The organism is Paractinoplanes atraurantiacus, from assembly GCF_900215205.1.
GTDB classification, from domain to species: Bacteria; Actinomycetota; Actinomycetes; order Mycobacteriales; family Micromonosporaceae; genus Actinoplanes; species Actinoplanes atraurantiacus.
This window is the reverse complement of record NZ_OBDY01000013.1, coordinates 1-25,100: the sequence shown is the minus strand read 5'-3', so window position 1 is coordinate 25,100 and position 25,100 is coordinate 1. Positions and strand designations below refer to the sequence as shown.

The window sequence follows — 25,100 nt, the reverse complement described above, 5'->3', positions numbered from 1 at the left end:
TCAGAGGCCGAAGACGTGGCCCAGGCCGGTGACCTCGATGGCCTTCTGCACCGGGGGTGACGGCTTGGCCAAAGTGAACGAGACGCCGTGGGCGGCGGCGGTGTTGCGGGCGCTGACCAGGGCGCCCAGGCCGTACGAGTCGATGAAGTCGAGGCCGGCCACGTCGATGCGCAGGTAGCGGCAGGCGGGGTCGGCGGCGATCGTGGCCAGGGCGTCGCGGACGTCGTCGGCGCGGTCCAGGTCGAGCTCACCGGCGAGGGAGGCTACGACCAGGCCGTCGGGATCGGCTGGTTCGTGGAGAATCGTGGCTTCCATCGGCATTCCGGAGATGCTACCCGGACCGCACCACCGCGGCATCTCGCGTCAGCCCAGGTGGGCCAGGGCCTGGTGGACGCTACGGACGGCGCTGGCGCCCTCACCGACGGCCGCCGCCACACGCTTCATCGAGTCGGTGCGGACGTCGCCGGCGGCGAAGACGCCGGGGATGCTCGTCTCGAACGGGAGTGCGGGGCGGGTGGTGCCGGTCCAGCGGCCGCCCAACTGGACGTCGGTGGGGACGAAGCCGTTCTCGTCCAGCGCCACATCGGTCAGCCAGCCCGTCGCCGGCTGGGCGCCGATGAAGCAGAACAGGCCGAAGCAGCCGCACGCGTCGCCGGCGCCGGTGCCGCGCTCGGTCAGGGTGATCTCCTCGAGGCGGTGGCCGCCGGCCAGGGAGGTCACCTCGGTCGCGGTGCGCACGGTGATGCGCGGGTCGGCCAGGATCCGCTCGACGAGATAGTTCGACATGTCTTTGGTGAGGCTGTCACCGCGTACAGCCAAAGTGACCTCACCGGCGTGCCGGGCCAGATAGATCGCCGCCTGGCCCGCGCTGTTGGCCCCGCCGACCACCGTGACCGGAAGTCCGGAGACCGCCTTCGCCTCGAGGTCCGTCGCCGCGTAGTAGATGCCGGCGCCGACGAAATCGGCCCAGCGGCCCAGCGGCAGGTTGCGATAGGCGGCTCCGGTGGCGATCAGCACCGTGCGGGTCGGTATCTCGGTGCCGTCGACCAGCGTGATCAGGTGGGTGCCGTCGGGCCGCGTGGCCAGGGCGGCGACGCCGCAGGGGCTGCCGAGGTGGGCGCCGAACTTCAGCGCCTGCACGACGGCCCGGGCGGCCAGGGCCTCGCCGCTGAGCCCGAACGGGAAGCCCAGGTAGTTCTCGATGCGTGAGCTCGCGGCGGCCTGCCCGCCGGTGGCCACGGCGTCGAGCAGCACCGTTTCCAGTCCTTCGGACGCGCCGTAGACGGCCGCGGCCAGTCCCGCCGGTCCGGCTCCGACGATCGTCAGATCGGCGATTCCTTTGGGTGTACGCCGGTAGGTGAGACCCAGAGAATGACTCAGCGTCCCGGGGTCGACGTTGCGCAGCGTCAGCCGCGGCGTGATCGCGGCCGGCAGGTCGGTGAGGGTGAGGCCGGCGCCGGCGGTCACCTGTTCGGCCTCGGCGGTGCCGGGCTGGAGCCAGCGGTACGGCAGGTCCTGCCGGACGAGGAAGGTGCGCAGCGCCAGGCCCTCGGCGGTGCCGTCGTCGGCGACCACGTCCAGGCTGGGTGCGGCATGCGAGACGAGGATTTGGCGCCGGGCCAGGAAGGCGCGCAGCAGGATGTCGCTGAGCTCGGTGTCCTGCGCCATGAGGCGGCGGAACGCGGCGGCCGTGACCCGGTGCACGACGCCGTCGGCGGTGGCGTGGGCGGTGAGGAAGCGGGTCTGGCCGGTCAGCAGGTTGAGCTCGCCGACGAACTGACGCGGGCCCGCGTGCAGGATCGGCTCGTCGCCGCCGGCGCGCACGACGTCGGCCCCGCCGGACTCGATCAGGATCAGATCGAGGTTTTCGTCGCCGATGTCGAACAGAGTGTCACCGGCCTTGACGGGTTGCGGCTGACCGTACGTGATCGCGCGCGTGAACTGCTCCTTGTCGAGCACCACCAGGGCGGCGGCCGCGAGCTCCTCGAACTGCTCCCCGAGCTCCGGGAAAGGCGTCACCATCGGCGCATGTTCCCAGAGTGGGGCCGCCCGGCTCAAGGTCACGCCCGACACAGCCGACCCGGTGGTGAGGCCCCTGGACGGCATCCGGTAGTGTTCTCCTCAGCGCGGACGTAGCGCAGCTGGTAGCGCATCACCTTGCCAAGGTGAGGGTCGCGGGTTCGAATCCCGTCGTCCGCTCTGTCGCCAAAGGGGTCCCTCGGGGCCCCTTTCGCGCTTTTCCGACACCTTTCCCGGGCGCGTCACCTGCGCCGATGCGACTAACGTCGTAGTGCATGGATCCAGTGGCGGGTCGCGGCGGACCGGCGCGCGTGATCGTCTGGGCCGCGCACCTCGCCGCCCCGATGGTGGGCCTCTGGCTGCTGATCTCCCGGCCCGCCCTGGACGGGCGCTGGCATCACGACGCGGCCCACTTCTGGCTGGTGCTCGCCGTGGCCGCGGTCAGCCTGACGATGGCCGTGCTGGTCGGCGAGGCGGCCCGGCGCCGGGCCGACATCCGGCTCTTCCTGGTCGGCCTGTCGTTCCTGGTGGCCGCGGCCTTCCTGGCCCTGCACGCGCTGGCCACCCCGCACATGCTGCTGGGCGGGCCCAACGAGCTGTTCGCGTCCGCGTCGCCGGTGGGACTGACCGTGGCGGCCGTGCTGGCGGCGGCGTCGGCCGTCGACCTGCCGGCCACGCTGATGCGCTGGTCGCTGTGGCTCGGGGTGGGCGCGTTCGCGCTGGCCGGGGCTCTGGCCTGGCTCGCGCCGCCGACCGAGGCGCTCTCGCTGATCGCGTTCGCGCTGTTCGCGGCGGCGGCGCTGCGCTACTACGCGCTCTACCGGGAGCGCCGCGCGGTCATGCTGCTGTCGGTGATGACGGCGTTCACGTTGCTGGCCGAGTCGGCGGTGGCGATGGCGGTGGGCCGCAACTGGCAGGCGTCGTGGTGGGAGTGGCATCTGCTGATGGCGGCCGGGTTCGGCTACGTCGCGTACAGCGCCTGGGTCCAATATCGCAACGAGGGCGCGGCGGCCGGTCTGTTCAGCGCGGTCGGCGCCGAGTACACCGTGCGGCGGCTGAAGGCGGAGTACGGGGCGGCGCTGGAGGCGCTGGTCGAGGCGATGCGCGGGGGGCCGCGGGCGTCGGCCATGGAGGTCGTCGCGCGGCGCTTCGAGCTGACCGAGGGGCAGGCGGCGGTGCTGAGCCGGGCCGCCGACGCGCTGGCCGGCGAGCGCGATCAGATCCGCAAGCTGGGCGCGCTGGTCGCGGTCGGCCGCGATGCGAGGGTGCTGGTGTCCGATGTGGATCTGCTGGAGGGCGCGGCACGCCGAATCGCGGAGGCGTTCGAGGGATATGCGGTCCAGATCGGGCTGGTCGAGGACAACCGGCTGGTCTTCCGGCCGTCGCTCGCTTGCGGTTCGGTTCAGATTGATTCCGTACGGGAGGCGCAGGCGGCCCTGAAATGCCGGGAACCGCTCGTGGACGCGTACGGCAACCTGGTCCTGCCCTTGATCGTCAAAACGCACCCGGCCGGCGTGCTGATCGCGGGGCGCGGCTCCGTCGTCCCGGAAAGGGACGCGGCGCTGCTGAAATCGCTGGCCGCCCAATTGTCGATCGCGCTGGAGAACGCGCGGCTCTATCGGCAGCTCGACGTGCTTTTCCGGCAATACATGTCGCCCGATGTGGCGACGGCCCTGGTCGCGGACCCGTCGCAGGCGGCGCTGGGCGGGGCCGTGGTCGAGGTGACGTCGCTGTTCGCCGATCTGCGGGGCTTCACGACGTTCTCGGAGGAGTCGACGCCGGGGCAAATCGTCACGATGCTCAACGAGTATTTCGACGTGGCGACCAAAGTGGTGCTCGGGCAGTGCGGCACTGTCGTGCAATTCCAAGGTGATGCGCTGATGGCGCTGTTCAACGCGCCGGCCCGGCAACCCGACCACGCGCTGCGGGCGGCCCGGGCGGCGCTGATGATGCAATGCGCGGTCGACAAAATCGCGGCGAGCCGGCCCGGCTGGCCGCGGTTCCGGGTCGGCGTCAACACCGGCGAGGCGCTGGTCGGCAACATCGGCGGCACGCAACTGCGCAATTTCAACGCGATGGGCGACGCGGTCAACGTGGCGGCCCGGCTCGAGACGCGGGCGGCGCCCGGCCAGGTGGTCATCGGCGGGTCGACACTTGACCGGATCGGATCATCGGCGCTGGTGACGCCGCTGGGCGACCTGATGGTGAAGGGGCGCCGGCAGCCGGTCCCGGCGTACGTCCTGAACGGTCTGCGGGAGGAGGACATGTGGCGCTCGTGACCGATCCGGGGGAGTTCCTGGGCGAGCTCGCCGGCGAGGAGGTCGACGACCTGTTCCGCTCGGGACGGCGGCGGCGCTGGCCGTGCGGGGCGACGCTGTTCAGCGAGGGCGACCAGTCCACGACGGTGGTGTTCGTGCTGTCCGGGCGGGCCAAGGTGTTCTCGCTGACCGCGCACGGCGGCGAGGTGCTGCTGGCCATCCGCGGACCGGGTGCGCTGCTGGGGGAGATGTCGGCCCTGGACGGGGCGCCCCGGTCGGCGTCGGTGGCGGCCCTGGAACCCCTGGAAACCCTGGTCGTGCCGGTGAGCTCGTTCCTGAAGTTCCTCCAGGACCACCCGGCGGCCGCGATGCGGATCGTCCGGATGATCGTGGCCCGGCTGCGCGACTCCGACCGCAAGCGGGTCGAGTTCGGCACGTACGACACCCTCGGGCGGGTGGCGCTGCGGCTGGTCGAGCTGGCCGAGCGGTTCGGCGCCACCGGCTCCGAGGGCGTGCAGATCACCGTGCCGCTGAGCCAGGACGAGCTGGCCGCGTGGACCGGCTCGTCCCGGGAATCGGTGACGAAGGCGCTGCGCACCTTGCGGCGCCACGGGGTCATCACCACGCAGCGCCGCTCGGTCTCCGTCATCGACTTGAACTTGTTGCGAGCCAGGGCTCGCTAGGGTCGGTTACAGCTCGCAGCTGATCTTGACGTCGAGCAGATCGGCCACGCAGCGGTCCACGTTGACGCCGCCGTCGTTGCGGTCGTTGCCGCGGACGCCGTCGACGCTGTTCAGGGTGTCGTTGCCGGCCTGACCGAACATCCGGTCGCCGCCGGCCCCGCCGACGAGGGTGTCGTTGCCCGCGCCGCCGAAGATGAAGTCGGCGCCGCCCAGACCGAACATCCGGTTCGCCGCGGCACTGCCGACCAGGTTGTCCGAACCCCGGCCGCCGATCACGTTCTCCACGTCGACCAGGTTGTTGTCGAACTCGGGCGCCGAACCGTCGTTGGCGATGTTGTTGAGGGTGACGTTGACGGGAAGCGCACGAGCGGCGTAGTTGGTCGTGTCCACGCCCGGCCCACCGCTGAAGGTGTCCCGGCCGTCGCGCAGGGCCAGCGCCACGGCGGTGTCGTTGCCGAGACCACCGATCGACGTGTCGTTGCCGAAGCCGCCGGTCAGCGTGTCGTTGCCGGCCAGGCCGTTGAGCGTGTCGTTGCCCAGGTTGCCGTTGATCCGGTTGGCCACGGCGTTGCCGACCAGCAGGTCGTTGCCCCGCCCTCCGTTGATGTTCTCGACGTCGGCCAGGTTGTTGTCGAGCTCGCCGGGCGCGCCGTCGTTGGCGGCACCGTTGAGCGTGACGACGACCCGGGCCCCACGGTTGGCGTAGCTGGTGGTGTCGTTGCCGACGCCGCCGCTGAAGACGTCACGGCCGTCGGCCACGGCCAGCGCGTTGGCGGTGTCGTTGCCGGCCTGGCCCAGCAGGGTGTCCAGCCCGGCCCGCCCGGTCATGCCGTCGTTGCCGCCGGCGCCGATCAGCAGATCGGGCCCCGTGCCGCCGAGCAGCGTGTCGTTGCCGAGCCCGCCGTTCTGCGTGGAGGGGGTGCCGGTCAGGTTGTTCACCCGGTCGTTGAGGTTGCCGGTGTTGACGACGAGCCGGACGACACCGGCCGCCGAACAGCGCACGGTGCGCACGCCGGCGACGGCACAGCCGGCCCCCGCGGCCGGGGTGTCACCCAGGTCGGTGATGAAGAAGTTGGCGCCCGCCCTGGTGATCGTGATGTTGTTGGCCCGGTTGTTGGCCGCGTTGACCTGGATGGTGTTACCGACCTTGGCCGTACCCGTGGCGGCGTAGGCCGGCGCCGAAAGCACCAGGACAGGCACCGCCCCGAGCGCCGTGAAAATCCCGGCGCGAACGAGTACCCGTCGATTTCGGAAAGCTCCGAGACTCATGCGTGTTCCCCCCTGTTCCGTGTCGGCGGACGTTTCCGCCGCCCAGAACTTTCGCAGCTCAGGCCGGGTCAACAGCAGGAAGAATTACGCGTCCGAACTGGTAAAGATGCTCGTTGCATTTGTCCGGAAGGCGATTGTGGGCCGCTTTTCGATGATCGTTTCTTGCTTTCACTCTCTATCCTGCGCGGCCCGATATTCGAACTCGACCAGATGGTCGCGGACGGCCCAGCTCATCAGCGGTTCCAGACGGGCCGCCTGTGCGAAGTCCGCGGTGGCCTCGGCCCGCCGATCGAGATCCCGGTGGACCAGACCGCGGAGCACGAAGGTCTCGGCCACCTCGGCATCGGCCTCCACGGCGCGATCGAGATCGGCGAGGGCCAGGTCGTACCGCTTCATCTGGCGCCAGTACTGTCCGCGCCAAGCTAGAGCCCAGTCATAGGTCGGATCGAGCTCGACGGCCCGGTTGAAGTCGGCGAGTGCCTCGTCGTTCCGCCCCATGTGGCGGTAGGTCTCGGCCCGCTCGGCGACGATGACGCTGGATGCCTCCGGCCGGGCGAGGGCGGCCGCCAGGCTCGCGAGCGCCTCGTCGTACCGCCTCATCTGACGGTACGTCTCCGCCCGCTGGGCGATCGCCCAGTCGTATGAGGGGTCGAGCTCGATGGCCCGGTCGAAACCGGCGAGGGCGTCGTCGTATCGCCCCATGAACCGGTACGTCTCGGCTCGCTGAGCGACCGTCCATCTCTGGGCCGGGTCGATCTCGATGGCCCGGTCGAGGCCGGTGAGCGCGTCGTCGTAACGACCCTTCGCTCGCAGGGTGACGGCTCTCTGCGTCATCGCCCAGGTGTAGTTCGGATCGAGCTCGATGGCGCGGTCCAGGTCGGCGAGTGCTTCGTCGTAGCGCAGCATGCTCGTGTAGGTCTGCCCGCGGCTGGCGAACGCCCACGCATAGGCGGGATCGATCCCGACGGCGCGGGTGAAATCGGCGATGGCGGCGTCGTAACTCTTCATGAGCCGGTACGTCTCCGCGCGCTCGCCGATCGCCCAGGCGTAGTCGGGATTCTGGTCGATGACGTGGTCGAACTCGGCGAGCGCCTCGTCGTATCGTTCCGCCCGGCGGTACGCGGACGCTCTCTCCGCCAGCACCCACTTGTCGGTGAGGCCCAGTTCGACGGCATGCTCGAGGTCCCTGAGCGCCTGGTCGAAACGGGTGAGAGCGGCATAGGTCTGCCCTCGGCTGGCGAGGGCCCAAGCGTCCTCCGGGTCCAGCTCGATGACCTTGTCGAAGTCGGCGAGCGCCTCCCCGTACCGGTCCATCAAGCGGTAGGTCTCGCCCCGCTGCCCGAGTATCCAGCTGGAGCCGGGTTGCCGATCGAGCGCCTGATCGATGTCGGCGAGCGCTTCGTCGTACCGCTCGGCCACCCGGTACGTCATCCCTCGCTGAACGATCGCCCAGACGTAGGCGGGGTCGAGCCCGATCACCCGATCGAATTCGGCGAGTGCCTCCTCGTGTCGCCCCAGAAGGCGGTACGTCTTAGCTCGCTGGCCCATGGCCCAGGCGTAGGTGGGATCGATCCCGATCGCCCGGCCGAGGTCCGTCAGCGCCTCGTCGTAGCGGCCTGTCGCCGTGTAGACGTACCCGCGGCCGGACAGGAGCCATGCATCAGCCGGATTGTGCTGGATAGCCAGCTCGAAGTCGGCGAGCGCCTCCTCATGACGATCCATCATCCTGAGGGCGTCGGCCCGCAGGCCGGCCGTCCAGTGCGGGTCCGCGCCCTTGTCGAGCCCTTCCGCGAAGTCGGCCAGGGCTCCGTCGTAATCGTTGAGGTAGCCGCGGGCGATGGCCCGCACCACATAGGCTTTCGCGAGGTCCGGGTTGTGCCTGATCGCCTCGGTGGCGTCCCGGACGGCCTCGTTCGATTCGTCGGCCGAGTGGTGGATGCGCGCCCTTTCCAGCAGACAGGAGGCCATTCCCGCAGCATTCAGCCGGCCACTGTTCAGAAGAACGGTGAGGAAGCGGCCGCAGTCGTCCTCCTCAGCGTTGGCGGCCTCGAGAAGAGCGCTTCCGATGCCGAGCAGCTCCGGGTCCTCGACGTCGCGGCCGGCCTCCACCACCATCTCGGCCCAGCGGCGAGCCACCGCGGGACCGGCCGTCGCGGCGTTCACGCCGTCGGCCAGCGTGCTGTCCAGTTTGGTCACTTGGGCGCACAGCTCGTGGTAGGTCAGCTCGATGTTGTTCTCCTGCCAGGCAGTGTTCGACCACTTCGGCTCCGGGTCGGTCTGCGCCCGTCGGTCTCGGAAGACGGTGGCCAGGCGCAGGTGGGCCTCGCGCCAGCGCTGGGGTGATCGCTGGCGCTGCCAGCGGACCATCGGGTGGCGTACGACGTCGTGGTAGCGATAGCGGTCGGTGTGCAAGCGCACGAAGGCCTGGTCGGTGAGCCAGTCGAACAGGCCCGGCAGGCGATCTTTGCCGGTGGCCGCCGTGAGCAGATCCTCGTCGATCAGCCGGGGGAGGGAACCGGCCAGGGCGGCGTCTCGGCGGGCCGGGTCGGTCTCCCATTTCAGGAAGCGCTCCACGGCCGTGCCGGTCGGGTCGCCGACGTCGGCCGAGCTGACCGGGCGGCCCTTGGCCAGCATGTCGGTGAGCAGGGGCAGGCCTCCGGAGAGGGCGATGATGGTGTCGACCGTGCGCGGGTCGGTGATGCCCTGTGCCGACAGCAGCTGGCGGGACTCGGCGTCGGTGAACGGGTTCAGCGGGGCCGCCGCGACCAGGTCGAGCAGCTCGGACCAGGCGTTGGGGTCGAGCGGGTGGCGCCCGGCGATCACGAGCGTGACGGTGCCGGGCAGATCGCCGTACGTGCCCAGCATGACGTCCAGCAGCCAGTCCTCCAGGAAGACGCCGGTCTGCTCGAAGGTGTCGAAGAACAGGACGACCGGCTGCCCGGTGGATATCCGGCCGAGCGCCTCCAGGAAGGCCGGGCTCAGCTCCTGGGTGGGCGAGAGGAGCAGCTTGGCCTCGCGGAAGTCGCGGATCTTGCCGATGACGTACTGCCGGGCGCGGTCCACGGCGTCGGCGGCCGTCTCGCCGTCGACCAGGTCGACGAGGGGTGCGGCGCCGGGGAGGGCCTTCGAGGCGTGCAGGCCGGCCTTGACCCCGGTGCGGACGACCTGACTCCACAGTTCGCGCGGGGCCTGAGGGTCGCTCTCCAGGCGTTCGCGGCCCTTGACGAAGTCCGAATACTTGGCGCGGAACTCCTTCGTCTCGGCGGGCGCCGACAGCTGGTCCACGATGGCGGACATCGCCTCCGGGGTGTCGAAGACGTGCTCGTCGACCAGAGCGACGGCGGCGCCGAGCTCACGGGCGATCTGACGCCAGCGTTCCAGCAGTGTGGACTTGCCGACGCCGCCCTCGCCGTGGACGTTGAAGATGAAGCACTTGCCCGGGTCGGTCTCGGGAAGTTCCAGGTTGGCCCGGAAGTGGGCCAGTTGGGCGCCGCGGCCCACGAACGCGGCGCCGCGGCGACGGCGGCGGATGGACTGGATCGACTCCGGCACGACGTCATTCTGTCAATGGGTCGCGACTCAACGTAAGGGCCAAGGTGAGCTCGTCGTGGATCTCGATGCCGTAGTCGCCGACCAAAGGGATGGACGGCTTGAGGCGGCGGGACTCGTCGACGGCGCCGGGGGAGACGGCGACGATGCGCAGGCCGCGGCGCTGGTAGAAACGGAGGGCGTCCAAGTTGTCATTCGTGGTGATCAGCCAGACGCGGGTGGCTCGGTGTTCCCGGGCCCGCGCGACGGCGGCGGTGAGCAGGGCGGTGCCGGCTCCCTGGTGGCGGGTGAGGGCGTCGAACGTGACGATCTCCAGGCCGTCGCCGTCGACGCGGTAGGTGAGCAGGCCGGCCGGGGTGTCGTCGTTCCAGGCGATCAGGGCGGGCAGGGCGGAAGCGTCGTAGCGGACACCGTGGGCGACCACGATCGGGCTGCCCCAGGAGCGGGTGAGCAGGGTGGCGACGAGGTCGCGGTCGGCGGGGGTGGCCGCTCGCACGGTGACGGTCATGGCTGCGTACCCAATCGGAAATGGTCTGCCAGATCGTCGGCGATGGCTCGTGCCGGCCGGGTGCCGTCGATTTCGATCACGCGAATGCCCAGTTCGTGGGCGCCGGCGACGGCGTCGGCGGTGACGAGACGGTCGCGGGCGAAGCGGTTGCGGCCGGCCAGCTCGGGATCACTCACCCGGTGACTGATCTTGCCGGCGCGGGGCAGATGGGCCACCTGATGACGGCGCCACTCGTCGGTGGGGGCCAGCACCACCATCCGGGCGGGATCGGTCACGGCCGCGACCAGTTCGGGGCGCAGACCCCAGCCCTCGGCGATGACCGGGTGGGCCGTGCCGATGCCGCGCAGGTCGTCGAGCACCCACTCGAACCCTTGCCGGAAGCTCGCCAGCACGTCCGACGCCATCTGGTCCGGCGTCGGGCCGATCCACACCTTCTCCCAGTCGGTCGCCTGAAAGCTCCCGCCTTGGCGGACGGCGGCGGCCACGCGCCGGTCATCGTGCGCGCGGGCGGCGTGGAAATCGTAGTAATAGTGCACCAGCCCGTGCCGCTCGGCCAGAATGCCGGCCACCGTCGTCTTCCCGGCCCATTGCCCGCCACCGATCCAGAACGCGTTCTTGATGGTCGCATCAGGTGTCCATTGCATGGCCACCATGGTTCACGCGCCGGCGTACAAGAAAAAGACTGTTTCTTTCGTACGCCCGGTGGTGTATTTAAAAGGAGGGATCACCGGTCCAAGGCGTCGAGGACAGCTCTGCCGGCCGCGGTCTGCAGCAGTTTGGTGATGGTCGGCGGATACCACCGGACCCGTCCGCCCGGCGTCGGCACACCATCGGCCGTGAGTTGGGCAGCGAGCGCCCGATAGGGCATCCCGTCCCGGACCGCGGTCGCAACGAGCAGCAGAGTCTCGTCCGGGCACGCACGGGGCCGGCTCATCGACCGCCGCCGCTCCGCGTCCGGAAGACGTCGATGAGGGCATGGAACAGGGCGAACAGCTGCCGCAAGATGGCACGAGCATTCCGTCCGACCTCGCCGCCGCACAAGGCGAACGGCAGGAGCAGAAGGACGTACGCGGTGAACGCCGCCGCGACTCCGCCACCCAGCCACCACAACGGAGTGGGATCGGGCAGCAGCGGTGTCAGTGCCGGCAGAAGATCAGACGGCGAGTCCAGGTGAAATGGTGCGGGCATGAGGGTCTCCCTGCGGTGAGGAAGGGAAACCTGTCCAGCGCAGGCTCCCTCGCAACGGCCGGCTCAAACGAGCCGCGACCAGCACGAGGAAACGAATCAGAACGCCGGCGACGCGGGCAGTGCGGCCGCGGAAGATCGCAGCGGCGGTGAGCGCCACACCGATCGAGCCGGACCTCAGCGCGATCATCAGTGACACCGCCGCCGCCATGAGGGTCGCACACGCTCCATCGAGAGCGGAGTCGTTGGTGACGACGATTCGGGGGGGCGCGGTAATAGACGACTGGCATGTCCGCAACGGTAGGCCGGTCGATGGCTGTTCCCTAAACTCTTTCGCCGATCAGGACGTTTGTGGCGGCGTTCGGACTGTTCCCGCCTCGATCGCCGACACCGACCCGCTGACCGCAGCTGCCCATCATGCCGATCCGATTCGCCCGGGACGGCCCCCAGGGGAACTATTTTTCGACGGTGACCACGGTTCGCCCGCGAATGGATGCGGCTGGTGGCGAAGCACGGCGGCGTGCATCACGGATATTTTCTTCCGGCCGAAGGCGCCAGCGATCGCGCTGAGGCGCTGTTCAGCTTCGAGAGCCTGGCCGCGTACGAGCGTTACCGCTCCCGGTTCGGTGACGACCCGGAGTTCGTCGCCGCGGATCGGATCCGCGACGAATCGGGGTGCGTCGTGCGGTACGAGCGGACCTTCATGCGGCCGCTGCTGCCGAACTGAACCGAACCCAGGGACTTCCCCGGCGCGGACGGCCGGCCCCTCAGCCGACCGTGTGAGGAGCGCTCGGCCGGCGATGCGCTGCCACGTACCCGGGGAAGGGGCCGGCGGATGTCATCGAATCTCGTCCGGAATGGAGCGCCACCGGCGCTGATGCCGGTCGTAATGCAGCGGGCCCTCCCGGTAGTCCGTGAGGCGGAGCTGCACCAGCGTGCGGTACGCCTCCGGCGGCAGGCCGGCGGAGAGCACGATCCGCAAGCCGGTCTCCTCGTCCTGCAACACCATCGGGCGTTCGGCGGCCGCCGGATCGCTCGGTGGTGCGCCGAGCACCCGGCCCACCGCGCGCCGCAGGCCCGCGTAGGCGTCCCGGGCCGCCGTCTCGCCGACGGTGGTCAGGAACGTCTGCAACGGCAGCGCCAGCAGCACCAGCCAGCTGAGCTGCTCACCGGCCCGCCGAGGGGCCAGCACCTTTGCCTGGGCGGCCACACCGCACTGCGCGAGCGCCTCGGCCAGCAGGTCGGCGTCCGCCGCCGGCACGCCCGGGTCGACCAGCAGGTCGGCCGATAGTTCCATCGCGACCACCTCACGAAGGAGAAATCCGATGACCATGTCCCGTCCATTATCGAGGCTGCGGGCCGCCGTTCTCGCCTCCGCGGCGTCCGCGGTTCTGCTCGTCTCGGCCGTGCCCGCGGCCGGCGCGCCCTCCCCGCCGGGGCCGGGCGGGCCGCTGCCACCGGTGACCCCGCAGCTGCGGGCCATCGAGCTGGTGCAGCCGGCCATCGTCATGGTCCGCTCCGACTGGGATCTCGACGTGCACCTGTTCGGCCTCACGGTCCGGGTGCCGTACACCGGCAGTTGCAGCGGCTTCATCGTCAACGGCACCGGCTACGTGGTGACCGCCGGCCACTGCACCAGTCCGGAGGACGCCCGCGACTACGCCGTCGAGAGCGCCGTCGACGTGCTGATCGAGGAGGACATCATCGCGGCCTCGTTCCGCGACGAGGCGATCGAGGACGCGACCACCGGCAACGCCCGGATCACCGAGCACAACTCCTCCGCCGCGCCGGAACCCGAGATGCAGGTGCAGGTGGGCGGTGGCGTCGCCACCTGGCCCCGGGAACGGGACGCCAAGGGCGGCGTCGACGCGCGGGTGCTCGAGTCGCTGCCGTTCGCCAAGGGCGACGTGGCGCTGCTCAAGCTGGAGTCGTCCACCCTGCCGGCGGCCCAGCTGGCCGGGGACCAGGAGGTCCAGCCCGGCCAGGAGGTGCTGGTCATCGGCTACCCGTTCCACCTGACCGACGGCGAGAAGATCTCGCTCTCCAACCGCAGCGGCGAGATCAGCAGCGTCGACACCCAGGGCATCCACGGGCCGGGCAACCGCTTCTACGAGGTCAGCGCGAAGGTGACGCAGGGGCAGAGCGGCGGGCCGGCGGTCAACCTGGACGGACAGGTCGTCGGCACGGCCAGCTTCGAGATCGTGGGCGAGACGAACTTCATCGTGCCCGCCGACGTGATCCGCGACCTGCTCGCGAAGCACCAGGTGCGCAACGAGCTCGGGGCGATCGACACCACGTACCGGGCCGGGCTGGACGACTTCTACCGCGGCTACTACACCGACGCTATCGCCAAGTTCGACCAGGTGCTGGCCATGATGCCGGCTCACCACCTGGCGTCGCAGAAGCGCAAGCAGGCGGTCGAGTACCGGCAGCGGCACGGCGACCAGGCGAAGCCGACCGCCGCCGCGGAGCCGGCGAGCCGGTCCCGGCTGCTGATCATCGGGGCCGCCGCCGCGGCACTGCTGATCGCCGTCGCGGTCGTGGTGTGGCTGCTGATGCGCCGCCGGACCGGCAAGCACCGCAGTTCGCAGATCTACCGCGGCACGACGGCGATCGGCGTTCTCCCGGCGGACACGGCGGTCATCGGGCGGGTGGTGATCCCGGACCGGGCGCGGTGCTCGCGCTGCGGCAGCCCGTACGAGCCGGAAGCCTTGTTCTGCTCCTCCTGCGGCAACCAGCTCACCGGCGCCGAGCCCGCCGACCCGAACACCGGCGGCGTCACCTCGGCGCCCCTCTACTGACCGGATGACTGTGATGACCGAACCGAGCATCGAACTGGAACTGGACGTCGACGCCACCGCGGGCGGCTTCCGGATCCAGAGCCGGTCGGGTGTCGGCGGCGAGTGCGCCGTCGACACCCGGTGGGACCCGGAGGACCGGACGCTGGAACGCCGGCTGCGCCGCTTGCACGTGGCGCTGCTGTCGTCGGCGGCCGGGACTCGCCGGGTCGCGGCCCGCGACGAGAAGGCGGCGCAGGAACTGGGCACGACGCTGTTCGACCTGCTGTTCACCGGCGACGTGCGGACGCTGTTCGACACCACCCGCCAGCAGGCGGCGCTGCGCGGCAGCCGGGTCCGGCTGGTGCTGCGCGTGCGGCCGCCCGAGCTGGCGGCGCTGCCGTGGGAGTTCCTGTACGACCAGCGCCGCGACGACTACCTCGGGCTGAGCATGCCGCTGGTGCGCTTCCCCGAGGTGATGGACCCGGTGCGGCCGCTGCGGGTCGAGCCGCCGCTGCGGGTGGTCGCGCTCAGCGCCCGCCCGCGCACCCTCGACGAGATCGACGCCGCGGCGGAACGGGCAAATCTGGAGACCGCGATCAGCGGGCTCGACCGCCGCGGCCGGGTCACCCTGGACTGGGCGACCGGCGAGACGTGGCGTGACCTGCTGAACGCGCTCGGCCGGGGACAGTGGCACGTGCTGCACCTGGTCGGGCACGGCGCGTACGACGAGGGACACGGCGAGGGCGTGTTCTTCCTGGCCACCGAGGGCGGGGCGAGTTATCCGCTGCGGGCCAGCCGGCTCGCACAGATCGCCGCGCTGCACCCGTCGCTGGGCCTGATCGTGCTGAACTCGTGCGAGTCGGCCACGGGCAGCGCGGACGACCCGTTCTCCAGCACGGCCACGACGCTGATCCGCCGCGGCGTGCCGGCCGTGCTGGCGATGCAGTTCGACATCTCCGACCGGGCGGCGGTCGAGTTCACCCGGTCCTTCTACGCCGGGGTGGCGTCCGGGCTGCCGCTGGACGTGGCTGTGCGCAACGCCCGGCTGGAGCTGAGCCTGGCCTTCCCGGACACCTTGGAGTGGGGTACGCCGGTGCTCTTCCTGCGGCAGCGGGACGGGCAGGTGTTCGAGGTGCCGGCCCGGTCCGCGCCCCCGCGCCACTCACCTTCCCGGACGGGTTCGCCGCCCACCGGATCGCCGGGCACCGCATCACCCCGTCCCGCACAGTCGCCCGAGCGTTCGCCTCATGCGCCGGCCCCGTCGCGTCGCCCGCCGCCGTCGGTCACGGCCCGCCGGGCCGGGCGCCGCCGCGTGCCCGTTCGCCGCTGGTGGGCGCTCGCCTCCGGCGGTCTGGCGGTGGCCGTGGCCGGCGTCGCGTTCACCGTCCTGTCCGGGGTCGGCGGCACCGGTACGTCGGTGGCGGTGCCGGCCAACGTCACCTGGACCGGAACCGGCGTCGTGCTCCAGCCCGGCCAGCACGTCCGGATCACCGCCTCCGGGCGGATCAGCCCGCGGCCCGGCATCGCCGCCGGCCCCGAGGGGCTGTCCGTCCAGACGTACCCCGGCCTGCGGCTTTTGTCCTCGTCGAACTACGGCGCGCTGATCGGCCGGATCGGCGGTGCGGCGCCCTTCGAGGTCGGCGCGGGCACCGAGCTGCGCGCCCCCGGCGGCGGCGAGCTCTATCTCGGCACGAACGACCTGGACGCCGGCGACAGCACGGGCGAGTTCACCGCACAGGTCGCAATGGACTGAGGGCAGGGGAGCGGGGACATGCGCGTCGACGTGCTCGGCGATCTGCGCGTCGGTGACGGCGCCGGATCGTCGCCGGCCGTGCGCGGCAAGCCGGGCGAGCTGCTGCGCCTGCTCGTCGCCGGGCAGGGCCGCCCGGTCGGCATCGACGTCATCATCGACGTCTTGTGGGGCGAACGGCCGCCGCGGTCCGTGACGGCCAACCTTCAGACGTACGCGTCCCGGGTTCGCTCCGTGCTGACATGCGAGCGGCGCCTGGCGTACGGATGTGGCACCTACCGCCTGGACCTGACGGCCGGCGAATGCGACCTGAGCCGCTTCGTCGACCTCGCCGCCTACGGCCGGACCTTGCGTCCCGGCCGGGCGGTGCAGGTGCTGCGCGCGGCGGTGGAGCTCTGGCGCGGCCCGCCGCTCACGGCCGCCATGCGCGACCGCTCGGTGGTGGCGGAAGGCATCGCCTGCCGGTTCGAGGAGATCCGGCTCCGCGCCTACGCCGACCTGGTCGACGCGGCCTGCGCCGCCGGCGAACCGGAGAGCGTCGTGGCCGACCTCCGCCAGCTCGTCGTCGAGCATCCGCGCCGGGAAGGCGTGCACGGGCTGCTGCTGCGGGCGCTGTACGAGGCGGGCGAGCCCGCGGCCGCTCTGCACGCCTACCACTGCCTCCGGCACACCCTCGGCGCCGAGCTCGGAGTCGAGCCCGGCGCCGAGTTGCGCCGCCTTTACCAGGCCATCCTGCGTGGCCACCCGGTGCGCTCGGGCTGACTCGTCAGACGGTGGTGGGTACGAAGACCCCCGGGGCGAACCAGCTCATGCTGACGTAGATGCCGTTGCCGTGGTCCAGGGACCGCAGCCCGTTGTGCAGGGCCGCGACGAACGGCGCGAGCATCTTGATCCACGGCGCGGCCGGGCTCGGGATGTTGCCGCCGATCACCGCCACCGTCGTATTGATCATGTCGGCCGAGTCGAGGATCGTGACCAGATCCTCGTGGCTGAACTGCACATGGAAGCCCCACCAGAAGGCGCGGACCACGGTGCCGCCGCGGGCCTGGGCCAGCCGGCCACCGCGGTCGCCGGCCACGGGATCCGGGGCCACACCGAAGAACGCGGTGGCGGCCGCGGTGGAGTTGGCCAGCGCGGCGGCGGTCAGGAACGCCGGGTCGGCGACCGCGCCGCCGATCCGGGTCTCCAGTTCCTTGGCGACCGACTCCCAGTTGCCCAGGAGGTCGGCCTCGGCGCGTTCCGGCCGGGCGAGGACGCGGCCGCCGCCGCCGGCCGGGAACAGCATCCGTTCCGTACCGCCGGGCTCGTCCGAGGCCAGCCAGTCGTGCAGGGGGAACACCCATTGCGTGATGGGCGGATCCTGCTTGGTCACCACGATCTGGTCGAGGAACCAGCCGGGCCGGCTGCCGCTGTTGTCGTGCCACACCCGGGCGGCCCGCAGGTCGCCCACGTCCTCCAGGTCCTTGATGAAGCGGTCGACGTCGCCGGCCTCGAAGTTGTCGTCGTCGTTGCCGAGCTGGACCTGGTGTGCGATGCCCCGCTCCCCGTAGAGGGTCAGGAACACGTCGGCATCCGTGCCGGCGCCGCTCTCGGTGCCGGTGCGCACCACGATCTCGTAGGTGGTCATGTCGCTGTCTCCTCACTCGCCGGAGCTTCCGGCGGTTGAGCAGCAGCGTCACGGGCGCCGCCACACCCGCACCACATCGCCGCCACACGAGGCGGCCAGGCGGGCGTTGCCGTCGTCGTACGGGTGGAAGAAGGCCACGTCCAGATAGGCGCGGGCCGCGGCCGGGATCGTCGGGGTGGCGGCCTGCGACAGGCAGGACGCGTAGCGCTGCTCGGTGTCGGCGTGCAGGCCGTACCGCTCGCGGCCGTTCTTGGCGAAGGCCGGGCCCTGGCGGAAGGCGGCCGGCGGAAGACCGCGCAGCATGCCGTTCCAGCGGGCCGTCACCTCCGAAGTGAGGGCGGCACCGGTCGCTGCCGTGCGCCGGACGTCTTCGTACGCGGACAGCAACAGGTTTTGGCGTTGAAGGTCCTCGCCGATCGAGGCATGGGCGGTGAAACCGTCCCGTACGGCCATGACGGGACCCGCGGCCGGCCAGGCGCTCGGCCACCGAGGTGACGAGCTCGCGGTCCGGTTCCGCCCAGCTGGCGAAGCGGCCGCCGATCGCGCGGCCGAGCAGCTTCCGGTGCTCGCCGGGGGCGATCCCGGCCGCCTCCAGGAACTCGCCGGCCGACCAGCGCCAGCCGATCGCCCACAGCCCGTACCGTTCGGCGTAACCGGCCGAGACGCTCTCCAGCCACAGGTCGCGTAGGCGCCAGTCCGCGCCCTGGGCCGGGACGGTGCCGGCGGTGACCAGCTCGGCCGTCACGGCCGCGACCGCTGCCGGGTCGAAGTGCTGGGACCGCGGGTCGACGTCGGCCCAGCTCAGGCGGGCCCGGTGCGGGAGGCTCCGTGTGAAGTGCCCGGGTGTGAAGCGGCTGATGCCGGGTGCCTTCACCGCCCGCCAGGCCGCCGGATCGCCGGTGCTGTCGGTGACGGGCGGCGCCGAGCCCGCGAAGCGGCCGCGAGCGTCGGTGGCCAGTTCGACGGTCAGCTCATGCCACGCGACCAGGGCGCGGGCCAGGCTGTCCAACGTCGCGGCCGGCGTCGTGATCGGCGGATCGACGGTCCGCCAGATCGGGATGACGCCGCGGTCCGGGTAGTCCTCCATCGCGACGGTGTGCTGCCAGCCGACCGCCCACGCGCCGAGGCGCTCGACCAGGGCCTCCGTCATCCGGTCCCACCAGAAGTCGGCGAGCCTCCAGTCGGTGCCGGCCGGGGGCATCTCGGCGGCCGGGGGCAGCGACCGCACCAGTTCGGCCGCCCGGGCCGGATCGAAGCCGGTGCGGGTGGCCGGGTCGACGTCCCGCCAGGTGAGCTGGTGGGAGTCCGGTAGGGCGACGCGGTCGACGGTCACTGTGGTCAGCTCCGGGAGGACGCCGAGGCGATCGCCTGCAGGCGGGAGCGGCACTCGGTGACGAAGGCGGGGTACGTGTCCCAGTAGTACGGGATGCCGCTGGCGCCGATGAAGATGGCCCACGCCCGGGCGCGCTGCCACGTCGCGCCGTCCAGGCCGGCGGCGTTCCAATAGGCGTCGCGGGCCGCTGGTGGCAGGTCCCAGACGGGGGCGTGTTCGGCGTCGGGGAAGCCGATCGTCAGGCCGCCGAAGTCGATCACCGCCGACAGGCGCCCACCCCGTACCAGAAGGTTTGTGGGTTTGAGGTCGGTGTGCAGCCAGACCTCGGCGGAGCTGGTCCGGGGAAGGGTGAGCGCGGCGGACCACAGGTCTTCCAGCAGGTCGATGTCGATGGTGTCGCCGACCAGGGGGCGACAGGCGGCGAGGGCCTTGCGGGCGTCCTCGTCGCAGGGGGCGAGCTCACCGCTTCGATACCAGCGGCGAACTACGGCGTCCTCGATGTCGATGTCATGCAAAGCAGCAACAAATCCGAACAAGTCGCGCCCTAAGGAAGCCCAATCAAGGTCTCCGGACGGCGGTGAGCCGTCGATCCAGCGCAGCACGGACCATGCGGCGGGATACGAGGCGGAGGGCCGGCCCGCGTACAAAGGAACCGGAATGGAAAGCGGCAAATGCGGAGCCAGCCGCGGAAGCCACCGCTGCTCGATCAGGAGTGGCGCGGCCCGGGAGACGCTGCGCGGCAGGCGGACCAAGAGGTCGTCGCCCAGCCGGTACATCGTGTTCTCGGTGCCGCCGCCGGCGGGGGAGAGGGGGAGATCGGCCCACTGCGGGCATTGTGAAACCAGGAGCGAACGGACGGTCTCGGCGTCGATCACGATCTCATCCGGGTGCAGTGGCATCCGACGATCTTCCCCGCCGGTGCGAGCGGTGGGCTAGCGAATATCGGTGATCGCCCGGTCCAGGATCTCCAGCCCCAGGTCGAGCTCGCCGGTCGTCGCGGTCAGCGCCGGCGCGATCCGGAAGACGCCGCCCATGCCGGGCAGCTGCACCACGTTCATGTGCAGGCCCAGCTCGAGGCAGCGCCGCGTCACGGCCTGGCCCAGCTCGTCGGCCGGCTTCTTCGTCGCCCGGTCCTCGACCAGTTCCAGGCCCACGAGCAGGCCGCGCCCGCGCACATCACCGATCACCTCATGGCGTTCTTTGAGTTCGGTCAAACCCTTGTTGAGGTACGCACCGAGCTCCGCCGCCCGCCGATCGAGACCGTCGCCCTGGAGAACGTCCAGGACGGTGTTGCCGACGGCGGCGACCAGCGGATCCGAGACGTGCGTGGTGAAGAACAGGAAACCGCGCTCGTGGGCGGCCTGCTCGATCTCCGGCGTGGTGACGACGGCGGCCAGCGGCAGGCCCGCGCCGAGCGTCTTGGACAGGGTCAGGATGTCCGGGACGACGCCGTCGCGCTCGAACGCGTACCAGTCGCCCGTGCGACACAGCCCGGTCTGCGCCTCGTCCAGGATGAGCAGGCCGCCGCGCTCGTGGACCTTGTCGCGCAGCGCGGCCAGATAGCCCGGCGGCAGGTCGATGACGCCGCCCGAGCTGAGGATCGGCTCGACGATGCAGGCGGCCAGGCTGCCCACTGACTGCGCGTCGAACATCTCGAACGAGAACTCCAGCTGGCGTACCCAATCAAGCTCTTGACCGTCGGTGGTGAAATCGGGCCGGTACGCGTTCGGCGTGGGGATGGCGAAGTTCCCGGGGGCGGCCGGCCCGTAACCCTTGCGACCCGAGCTGTACGTGGCGGCGGCGGCCGCGTGGGTCATGCCGTGCCAGGAGCGGGCGAACGAGATGATCTCGTGGCGGCCGGTGACGAGCTTGGCCATCCGGATCGCGGCCTCGTTCGACTCGGCCCCCGTGGTCAGCAGCAGCACCTTGCTCAGCGGATCCGGCAGCGTCGCCGCGAGATTGCGGGCCAGGTCGACGACCGGCCGGCTCAGCATGCCGCTGAACAAATGGTCGAGCGTGGCCGCCTGGCGCTGGATCGTGGCCACCACGGCCGGATGCGAATGCCCGAGGATGGCGCTCATCTGCCCCGAGGTGAAGTCGAGCAGCCGCCGGCCCCCGGCCGTGAAGACGAAGCTGCCCTCGGCCCGCTCGATGATCTCCGGCACGAACCGTCCCGCGCCGTTGTAGCGGATCAGATGCCGCTCGGCGTCTCCCCAGAAGTCGTCCATGCCCCCGACGCTGCCACCCGCCGCCGGCCGCGTCCATTTCACATTTCCGCTGTCGCTGTTAAGCACAGCTGTACGCTGTTAAGCACAGCCGTACAGTGACGCGTCGTGACGCTCAATCCCTGGCGGCTTCGCCTTTTGACAGAGCTTGCGGTGTACGGCACGGTGCGCGCCGTGGCGCAGCGGGGCAACCTGAGTCCGTCCGCGGTGTCACAACAGCTGGCAACCCTGGAACGGGAAACCGGCACGGCCCTGATCGAGCGCACCGGCCGCCGCGTGCGGCTCACCGCGGCCGCGGTGCTGCTGGCCGGCCGATCCCGCGAGATCCTGGCCCTGATGGACGCGACCGAGGCCGAGTTGCGCGGCCTGGCCGACGAGCCGGCCGGCACGGTGACACTGGCCGCCTTTCAGAGCGCCGTCCACGCCCTGGCCTCCCCGGCCGTCGAGCTCCTGGCCGAGCGTCACCCCGGCGTGACGGTCGTGCTGCTCGAGCTGGAACCGCACGAGAGCATGCCCGCCCTGCGCCGGGGCGACGCCGACGTCATCATCACGACCACCGACTTCGTGGGCCAGTCGCTCGACCCGGCCATCGACCTCATGCCGATCGGCTCGGACGAGGTCGTGCTCGTGCTGCCCGCCGGCCATCCGCTGGCCGGGCACGACGCGGTGCCCCTGTCGGCGTGCGCCGGCCATCGGTGGACGTTCGACGTGGCCGGCTCCTACATGTCCGAGCTGGCCACCCGCCTCTGCCGCGAGTCCGGCTTCGAACCGGAGGTGATCTGCCGCTTCAACAACTACATGCTGGCCCTGCGGCACGTGGAGGACGGCGGCTCGATCGCCCTGCTGCCCCGCCTGGCCGTCGACCCGCGCTACCGCGTGACGACGCGGCCGCTCACCCCACCGGTCACCCGGCGGATCACGGCCGCGGTCCGCCGCCCGGCCGGCCCCCGCCCCGAGATCACCGCGGTCCTGACGGCGCTGCGGGCGGCCCGGCCGTGAAGACACGGCCGAAGATCTCGTCGATGACGTCGCTCTTGGCCATCGTGTAGTCGCAGCCCTCACCGGTCTCGCCGGCCAAGCGGCGCTTGGTCGAGGCGTACAACTCCCGGTCCTCGGGGTGTGTGCGCAGCCAGTCACGGAAGAGCCGGTGCCGCACGGTCTCCGGCGCGTCCGGCGGCCAGACGTGCAGATGAATGTCCTCGTCGGCGTCGACGAACATGCGATGCCCGTGCCACCACGGCTCGCGGAGGATGAGCCAGTAGCCGGCCGCCTCGAGCGCGGGAACATAGCGGGACTCGTCGGCGGTGTCGGCGATGACCAGGTCGATGTCCACGATGGGCTTGGCGGCCAGGCCCGGCACCGAAGTGGACCCGACATGCTCGATGCCGAGGACGGCGTCGCCCAGCACTTCGTACAGCGCCGACCGGACCGCGGCATAGCGCTGCGGCCAGGCCGGGTCGTAGTCCTCGATGACGACGGTCCGCCAGCCCTTCGGAGGCTCGCGGACCAGGGCTGTCGCGTTCTGATCAGGGGTGCCGTCGAAGCGCTGCCGGACTTCCCGCGGATACTCGGTCAACTGAACCTCCCGTGACGATCAAAGTCGGCCAGAATACGACAGCCGGCGCCGTTCAGTCACGCAGGCGGATGGCCAGCTCGATCCGCCACCTGGTCTTCATGCGCTCGCTGCGCGGATCGGTCAGGTAGGCCTCGTAGCGGCAGCCGAACCGGTCGCCGGCCGGGCTCTCGGTGCGGTCGAAGGACTCGGGGCCGGCGTTGACCCAGTCGATGAGCGTGCCGTTGGCCCGCCGGCCGTGGCCGACGTACGTCATGGTGGCGTACCGCCCGGCCGGGAGAACGCCGGCGGCGATCCGGGTGCCGGCCGGCTCGACCGGGGCGCCGGTGACCACGCCGACCTCGACCTGCATGTCGGCCTCCATGGCGACGACGTGCAACCGGAAGAAGGTGACGCCGTAGTCGAGGCCGTGAGCGTCGAGCCCGGCGTACAACTCCCGCATCAATTCGTCGCGGACGGCGAACATGCCGCGGAAAGGGGTGGTGACGCGGATGCCGGCCGTGTGCCGGTCGGGCAGTGCGACGATCGCCGGGCCGGCCAGGATATCCATGCCAGTGATTAAAGCTTGTCGCACTCGTTTCGGGCGTCCTGCACGCGGATCGACAGGATGTCGAACTGGAACGAGAGGGAAGCCTGGTGGGCGGCCTGCTCCGTCTCGGCCAAGGTCTGGTAGCGGGTGTCGTCCTTGGCGGCGGAGGCGGCCAGGGCGTAGGCGGCGGCCAGGCGGTTGGTGTTGGCCAGGTCGAAACTCTCCCGCGTCCAGGTGCCGGGCAGACGATCGAGGATGTCGCAGGAGGCCCGGACGTCGGCGGCGGCGTTCGACTTGTCCCCGCCGAGCGAGGAGCTGGCGGCCCAGACCACGCCGACGATGAGGGCGCCGACGAGCAGGCCGGCGAGCCCGGTCAGCAGCAGAGGCAGAGAGCCGGTGCGACGGCGCGGGGTTTCCTGCTCGTACGAAGGAAGCCCGGTCATCGTGGTGGTGGCGGCGCCCGGCGCGGGCGAATCGGTGAACAGACCGTGGCTCGGCGCGGCCCACGGCTCCGAACCGGCCTGCGGCGCCGTGTTCGCGGGCTCGGTGGGGTCCGGGTGCTGCGGCGTCGTCATGGGTGAAAGTCTTTCAGGCCGGAGTGCTACGCGGTGGCAGGGGTGTTGACGAGATCGACTACGGCCTGGCGAAGGGCTTCGCCGCGGGCATAGACCGAGGCACCCGGCCCCGGCGTGGGGCGGCCGTCGATGCCGCTGTAGACCCCGCCCGCCTCCTGGACGATCAGGGAGGTGGCGGCGAAGTCCCAGATCTGGCCGCCGGTCTGCACCGCCACGTCGAGGTCGCCCCGGGCGATCATCAGCGCGGGATGGATGGGCCAGGGAATGGCCGGGGTCAGGGCCTTGATGGGGGCGACGAGTTCCTTGGCCCAGTCCTCGGGAACCACGGCGAAACGGCTGCCGGTCAGGCTGTCGGCGCCGTCGGGGGTGACGTGGACGCGGGTCTCGGCCACCACCCGGCCGCCGACGATGCGGCCCTCGAAGGCGCCCTCGCCGCGGGCGGCCCACCAGAGGCTGCCCTGGGCGGGGTGGGCGGCCACGGCAGCGGTGATCGCGCCGGCTTCCTCGAGGGCGATGAGGATCAGCCAGCGGGTGTCCCCGGCCACGAACAGCGCGGTCCCGTCGATCGGGTCGATGATCCAGCGGCGGCCGCCGGTGTCGCCGGTCTGGCCCTCCTCCTCGCCGAGGATGGCGTCGCCGGGCCGGGCCGCGCCGAGCACCTCCCGGATGGCGGCCTCGACGGCCCGGTCGGCCGCGGTGACCACCGAGCCGTCCGCCTTGAGCTCCCGCGGCAGCTCGGCCAGGGCGGCGAAGTGGGGCAGCGCCACGGCAGCCCCGGTCAGGGCGGCCCGCTGGGCCAGCTGAAGATCCGTCTCCACACTCCCATCCTGCACGGCCGAAACCCACCGCCACCCCGACTCGCAACACATGTCACCCGACCGCCGCGCCCCGGAAACCCAGCGGCAGCCCCTGCTCGCCCCGGGCCTGCGGCCTTCCCTGCCCCGGGCGCCCGCCGGCCCTCCTTGCCCGGGCCTGCGGCCCTCCTTGCCCGGGCCGCGCCGACCTTCCTTGCCGCAGGCCTGCGGCCTTCCTTGCCCGGGCCGCGCCGACCTTCCTTGCCGCAGGCCCGCGCCGGCCCTCCTTGCCCGGGCCCGCGCCGGCCCTCCTTGCCCGGGCCCGCGCCGAGGGCTGCGGCGGGGGGAGGGGCGTGCCGAGGGCTGCGGCGGGAAGGGGGGCGTGCCGAGGGCTGCGGCGGGAAGGGGGGCGTGCCGAGGGCTGCGGCGGGAAGGGGGGCGTG

Annotated in this window: 24 protein-coding genes, 1 tRNA gene and 1 pseudogene; 9 read left to right on the top strand and 17 right to left on the bottom strand. The window is 71.3% G+C overall.

The genetic code is table 11. The annotated features are described in order from the left end of the window. Positions 1 to 321, bottom strand: coding sequence for an STAS domain-containing protein (locus tag CRP55_RS26785; protein WP_097322902.1), 321 nt, complete (start codon positions 319 to 321; stop codon positions 1 to 3). Between the two features lie 42 nt (positions 322 to 363). Further along, positions 364 to 2,022 carry an FAD-dependent oxidoreductase gene (locus tag CRP55_RS26780; RefSeq protein WP_097322901.1) on the bottom strand — a complete coding sequence of 553 codons (1,659 nt, stop codon included), beginning with the start codon at positions 2,020 to 2,022 and terminating at the stop codon, positions 364 to 366. 104 nt (positions 2,023 to 2,126) lie between these two features. Between CRP55_RS26780 and CRP55_RS26775 the strand changes: the two genes are divergently transcribed. The 3 genes from CRP55_RS26775 (at position 2,127) to CRP55_RS26765 (ending at position 4,960) form a co-directional block, all read left to right on the top strand. Then, positions 2,127 to 2,199: transfer RNA gene (locus tag CRP55_RS26775), tRNA-Gly, on the top strand. A 95-nt stretch (positions 2,200 to 2,294) separates the two neighbouring features. After that, positions 2,295 to 4,298: an adenylate/guanylate cyclase domain-containing protein gene (locus tag CRP55_RS56050; protein WP_342751578.1), complete on the top strand. Its 2,004-nt coding sequence runs from the start codon at positions 2,295 to 2,297 to the stop codon at positions 4,296 to 4,298. Next, the gene (locus CRP55_RS26765; protein WP_097322900.1) at positions 4,286 to 4,960 is read left to right on the top strand and encodes a Crp/Fnr family transcriptional regulator; all 675 of its coding nucleotides are present in this window, start codon (positions 4,286 to 4,288) and stop codon (positions 4,958 to 4,960) included. The genes CRP55_RS56050 and CRP55_RS26765 overlap by 13 nt, the downstream gene beginning before the upstream one ends. 6 nt (positions 4,961 to 4,966) lie before the next feature. Here CRP55_RS26765 and CRP55_RS26760 read toward each other — a convergent pair whose 3' ends face one another. The 6 genes from CRP55_RS26760 to CRP55_RS26735 form a co-directional block, all read right to left on the bottom strand. Beyond that, positions 4,967 to 6,160: a calcium-binding protein gene (locus tag CRP55_RS26760; protein WP_097322899.1), complete on the bottom strand. Its 1,194-nt coding sequence runs from the start codon at positions 6,158 to 6,160 to the stop codon at positions 4,967 to 4,969. A gap of 237 nt (positions 6,161 to 6,397) precedes the next feature. Then, positions 6,398 to 9,781 carry an ATP-binding protein gene (locus CRP55_RS26755; RefSeq protein ID WP_097322898.1) on the bottom strand — a complete coding sequence of 1,128 codons (3,384 nt, stop codon included), beginning with the start codon at positions 9,779 to 9,781 and terminating at the stop codon, positions 6,398 to 6,400. A gap of 4 nt (positions 9,782 to 9,785) precedes the next feature. Beyond that, entirely contained in the window at positions 9,786 to 10,286 is a 501-nt protein-coding gene (locus CRP55_RS26750) for a GNAT family N-acetyltransferase (RefSeq protein WP_097322897.1), read from the bottom strand. Then, entirely contained in the window at positions 10,283 to 10,930 is a 648-nt protein-coding gene (locus CRP55_RS54930; RefSeq protein ID WP_097323083.1) for a hypothetical protein, read from the bottom strand. Before CRP55_RS54930 ends, CRP55_RS26750 begins: the two co-directional genes overlap by 4 nt. An 80-nt stretch (positions 10,931 to 11,010) precedes the next feature. Next, positions 11,011 to 11,220 (bottom strand): hypothetical protein, encoded by a 210-nt coding sequence (locus CRP55_RS26740; RefSeq protein ID WP_097322896.1) that lies wholly within the window; start codon positions 11,218 to 11,220, stop codon positions 11,011 to 11,013. Further along, positions 11,217 to 11,474, bottom strand: a complete 258-nt coding sequence (locus CRP55_RS26735; RefSeq protein WP_097322895.1) for a hypothetical protein — start codon at positions 11,472 to 11,474, stop codon at positions 11,217 to 11,219. The genes CRP55_RS26740 and CRP55_RS26735 overlap by 4 nt, the downstream gene beginning before the upstream one ends. Positions 11,475 to 11,958: 484 nt before the next feature. On the opposite strand from CRP55_RS26735, the pseudogene CRP55_RS26730 reads away from it, so the two are divergent. After that, positions 11,959 to 12,198, top strand: a pseudogene (locus CRP55_RS26730) (NIPSNAP family protein); the annotation flags it as partial. A gap of 111 nt (positions 12,199 to 12,309) precedes the next feature. Here CRP55_RS26730 and CRP55_RS53250 read toward each other — a convergent pair. Then, positions 12,310 to 12,768 (bottom strand): hypothetical protein, encoded by a 459-nt coding sequence (locus tag CRP55_RS53250; protein WP_179855345.1) that lies wholly within the window; start codon positions 12,766 to 12,768, stop codon positions 12,310 to 12,312. A gap of 28 nt (positions 12,769 to 12,796) precedes the next feature. Here CRP55_RS53250 and CRP55_RS26715 point away from each other — a divergent pair, with 28 nt between their 5' ends. The 3 genes from CRP55_RS26715 to CRP55_RS26705 are packed head-to-tail and all read left to right on the top strand — an operon-like array spanning position 12,797 to position 16,763. Beyond that, entirely contained in the window at positions 12,797 to 14,272 is a 1,476-nt protein-coding gene (locus CRP55_RS26715) for a trypsin-like peptidase domain-containing protein (protein ID WP_097322892.1), read from the top strand. 4 nt (positions 14,273 to 14,276) lie between these two features. Continuing rightward, a complete protein-coding gene (locus tag CRP55_RS26710) occupies positions 14,277 to 16,004 on the top strand; it encodes a CHAT domain-containing protein (protein ID WP_097322891.1) in 1,728 nt (575 codons plus the stop codon). Positions 16,005 to 16,022: 18 nt separating this feature from the next. Continuing rightward, positions 16,023 to 16,763: an AfsR/SARP family transcriptional regulator gene (locus CRP55_RS26705; protein ID WP_097322890.1), complete on the top strand. Its 741-nt coding sequence runs from the start codon at positions 16,023 to 16,025 to the stop codon at positions 16,761 to 16,763. 4 nt (positions 16,764 to 16,767) lie between these two features. Here CRP55_RS26705 and CRP55_RS26700 read toward each other — a convergent pair whose 3' ends face one another. Together CRP55_RS26700 and CRP55_RS26695 are read right to left on the bottom strand one after the other, a co-directional pair. Then, positions 16,768 to 17,628 carry a PLAT/LH2 domain-containing protein gene (locus tag CRP55_RS26700; protein WP_097322889.1) on the bottom strand — a complete coding sequence of 287 codons (861 nt, stop codon included), beginning with the start codon at positions 17,626 to 17,628 and terminating at the stop codon, positions 16,768 to 16,770. Positions 17,629 to 17,676: 48 nt separating this feature from the next. Further along, positions 17,677 to 18,081, bottom strand: coding sequence for a Fic family protein (locus CRP55_RS26695; RefSeq protein ID WP_097322888.1), 405 nt, complete (start codon positions 18,079 to 18,081; stop codon positions 17,677 to 17,679). 392 nt (positions 18,082 to 18,473) lie between these two features. Here CRP55_RS26695 and CRP55_RS26690 point away from each other — a divergent pair, with 392 nt between their 5' ends. Then, on the top strand, positions 18,474 to 18,707 hold the full coding sequence (locus CRP55_RS26690) for a hypothetical protein (RefSeq protein WP_097322887.1): 234 nt from the start codon (positions 18,474 to 18,476) through the stop codon (positions 18,705 to 18,707). Between the two features lie 259 nt (positions 18,708 to 18,966). On the opposite strand, the gene CRP55_RS26685 is transcribed toward CRP55_RS26690, so the two are convergent. Then, complete coding sequence (locus CRP55_RS26685) at positions 18,967 to 19,860, bottom strand: aminoglycoside phosphotransferase family protein (protein ID WP_097322886.1); 894 nt, start codon at positions 19,858 to 19,860, stop codon at positions 18,967 to 18,969. 33 nt (positions 19,861 to 19,893) lie between these two features. Then, the gene (locus CRP55_RS26680) at positions 19,894 to 21,189 is read right to left on the bottom strand and encodes an aspartate aminotransferase family protein (protein ID WP_097322885.1); all 1,296 of its coding nucleotides are present in this window, start codon (positions 21,187 to 21,189) and stop codon (positions 19,894 to 19,896) included. A 105-nt stretch (positions 21,190 to 21,294) separates the two neighbouring features. On the opposite strand from CRP55_RS26680, the gene CRP55_RS26675 reads away from it, so the two are divergent. Then, positions 21,295 to 22,185, top strand: coding sequence for a LysR family transcriptional regulator (locus CRP55_RS26675; RefSeq protein ID WP_097322884.1), 891 nt, complete (start codon positions 21,295 to 21,297; stop codon positions 22,183 to 22,185). Here CRP55_RS26675 and CRP55_RS26670 read toward each other — a convergent pair. Genes CRP55_RS26670 through CRP55_RS26655 form a run of 4 tightly spaced genes read right to left on the bottom strand, consistent with a single transcriptional unit; the run spans position 22,145 to position 24,681 of the window. Then, positions 22,145 to 22,762 (bottom strand): GrpB family protein, encoded by a 618-nt coding sequence (locus CRP55_RS26670; protein ID WP_097322883.1) that lies wholly within the window; start codon positions 22,760 to 22,762, stop codon positions 22,145 to 22,147. The genes CRP55_RS26675 and CRP55_RS26670 overlap by 41 nt on opposite strands. Positions 22,763 to 22,814: 52 nt before the next feature. Further along, positions 22,815 to 23,309, bottom strand: a complete 495-nt coding sequence (locus CRP55_RS26665) for a GyrI-like domain-containing protein (RefSeq protein ID WP_097322882.1) — start codon at positions 23,307 to 23,309, stop codon at positions 22,815 to 22,817. 8 nt (positions 23,310 to 23,317) lie between these two features. Continuing rightward, on the bottom strand, positions 23,318 to 23,863 hold the full coding sequence (locus CRP55_RS26660) for a hypothetical protein (protein WP_097322881.1): 546 nt from the start codon (positions 23,861 to 23,863) through the stop codon (positions 23,318 to 23,320). Between the two features lie 26 nt (positions 23,864 to 23,889). After that, positions 23,890 to 24,681: an inositol monophosphatase family protein gene (locus CRP55_RS26655; RefSeq protein ID WP_245923388.1), complete on the bottom strand. Its 792-nt coding sequence runs from the start codon at positions 24,679 to 24,681 to the stop codon at positions 23,890 to 23,892. Positions 24,682 to 25,100 lie beyond the last annotated feature (419 nt).